3 protein-coding genes are annotated in these 2,103 nt (G+C 71.4%); 2 read left to right on the top strand and 1 reads right to left on the bottom strand.

The annotated features are described in order from the left end of the window. The coding region (locus tag VGD44_RS05045; protein ID WP_331084523.1) for a UbiD family decarboxylase at positions 1 to 869 on the bottom strand (869 nt) is incomplete at its 3' end. A gap of 59 nt (positions 870 to 928) precedes the next feature. Between VGD44_RS05045 and VGD44_RS05040 the strand changes: the two genes are divergently transcribed. Together VGD44_RS05040 and VGD44_RS05035 are read left to right on the top strand one after the other, a co-directional pair. After that, positions 929 to 1,153: a hypothetical protein gene (locus VGD44_RS05040; RefSeq protein WP_331084521.1), complete on the top strand. Its 225-nt coding sequence runs from the start codon at positions 929 to 931 to the stop codon at positions 1,151 to 1,153. Continuing rightward, a partial coding sequence (locus VGD44_RS05035) for an alpha/beta hydrolase (protein ID WP_331084519.1) occupies positions 1,150 to 2,103 on the top strand: 954 nt, incomplete at its 3' end. The genes VGD44_RS05040 and VGD44_RS05035, both read left to right, overlap by 4 nt.

Genomic DNA, 2,103 nt, shown 5'->3' with positions numbered 1-2,103 from the left:
TCGAGCAGGACGTGGCCCTCCAGGACGATCTCGGCCTCGGCCGGCACCAGCAGCGGCACGGTCTTGGCCGGGACCAGGTCGACCTTGGCCCCGCGCAGCAGGCCGGCGAACTGGTACTCCGACAGGGTGTCCGGCACCGGCGTCACGGCGGCCAGGATGACGCCCGGATCGGCGCCGATCACCGCGCAGGCGGGCAGCGGGTCGCGGCGGCCGGCCTTCTTGTGACGGCCGTAGTGCTGGGCCCCGCCGCGGTGCGCCAGCCAGCGCATGATCGCCCGGTCCTTGCCCAGCACCTGCATGCGGTAGATGCCCAGGTTGAAGTCGTCCTCGCGACTGTCCGACGGCCCCTTGGTGACCACCAGCGGCCAGGTGATCAGCGGCGCCGGCTCGCCCGGCCAGCAGCCCTGGATCGGCAGCTTCGAGAGGTCGATCGCATCGCCCTTCCAGACCACCTCCTGGACCGGCGCGGTCTTGCGGATATTCGGCCGCATGCTCATCACCGTCTTGGCGAGGGGCAGCATGTCCCAGGCGTCCTTGAGGCCACGCGGCGGCTCGGGGTTGCGCAGGAAGGCCAGCAGCTCGCCCACCGAGCGGAGGTCGGCGGCGGTGGTGCGCTCCACACCTTCGAGGGTCACGCCCATGGCGACCCGCTTCACCGTGCCGAACAGGTTGACCAGGCAGGGCATGGTCGAGCGCTCGCCGTCGGCGCGGACGACGTTCTCGAACATCACCGCCGGCCCGCCGTCGCGCAGCAGGCGGCGCTGGATCTCGGTCATCTCAAGGTGGCTGGACACCGGCTCGGTCACACGGACCAGTTCGCCCGCAGCCTCCAGCTTGGCCAGGAACTCGCGCAGCGATCGGTAAGCCATGCTGGCCGTTTACCTGCGCCCGCGGAAGCGGTCTAGGATGCCGCCCCAAGGGAGCACTCATGGCCCGCCTCGACCTCGACGACCTGCCGCCGAAGATCGCCGCCCTGCTTTCGGGCCTGCCCGAGGGCGAGGAGCTGGTCCTGGTGCAGCACGGCGCGGTGGTCGCGCGCCTCACGGCAGCGGCGTCGCCACCCGCCGCGGAGCCGGCCCCGGAGCTGCCGCCCGAGCAGCGTATGGCCGAGGTGTTCGAGGACTTCCGCGCGGCCGTCGAGGACGAGTTTTGAGCGTCGCGACGAACACGCTCACCACGGAGCGCCACACCACCGCCTACCTGTCGGCCGGCGTCCCCGGCTCTGTGCCGATCATCTTCGTGCACGGCTGGCCCGAGCTTTCGATCTCGTGGCGCCACCAGCTGCCGGTGTTCGCCAGCCTGGGCTTCCATGCGGCGGCGCCCGACATGCGCGGCTATGGGCGCTCCAGCGTCTACGCTCGCCACGAGGACTATGCGGTCGAGCACGCCGTGGCCGATATGCTCGAGCTGCTGGACCACCTGGGCGCGGAGAAGGCGGTGTGGGTGGGCCACGACTGGGGCGCGCCGGTGGTCTGGAGCATCGCCCAGCACCATCCCGACCGCTGCCACGGCGTGGCGAACCTGTGCGTGCCCTACATGCCGGACGGTTTCGCGCCCGAGACGATCATCCCGCTGGTGGACCGCAGCCTCTATCCGGAGGCGCAGTTCCCGGCCGGCCAGTGGGACTACATGCTGTTCTACCGGGAGAACTTCGCCGCCGCCTGCGCAGGCTTCGACCAGAACCCGCGCGGGTTCGTGAAGCTGGCGTTCCGGGCGGGCAATCCGGCCGGCAAGGGCCAGCCGGCCGGCACCGCCTTCATCCGCGCGAACGGCGGCTGGTTCGGCGGGCAGCCGGTCCCGGACGCGCCGCGCGACGAGACGGTGCTGACCGCCGAGGACGAGGACGCCTACGCCGAGGCGCTGGCCCGCAACGGCTTCTTCGGCCCCGACAGCTGGTACATGAACGCGGCTGCCAACATGGCTTATGCGGCGAGGGCGGCGGACAAGCGCCTCAGCCTGCCCGTGCTCTTCCTGCACGGGGCCTACGACACGGTCTGCGAGACGATGGACTCGCGGCTCGCCGAGCCCATGCGGGCCCACTGCGCCGACCTCACCGAGGCGGTGGTCGAGTCCGGCCACTGGATGGCGCAGGAGAAGCCGCGC

The organism is Phenylobacterium sp., from assembly GCF_036402295.1.
Taxonomy (GTDB): Bacteria; Pseudomonadota; Alphaproteobacteria; order Caulobacterales; family Caulobacteraceae; genus Phenylobacterium.
This window is presented reverse-complemented; position numbering and strand designations above follow the sequence as displayed.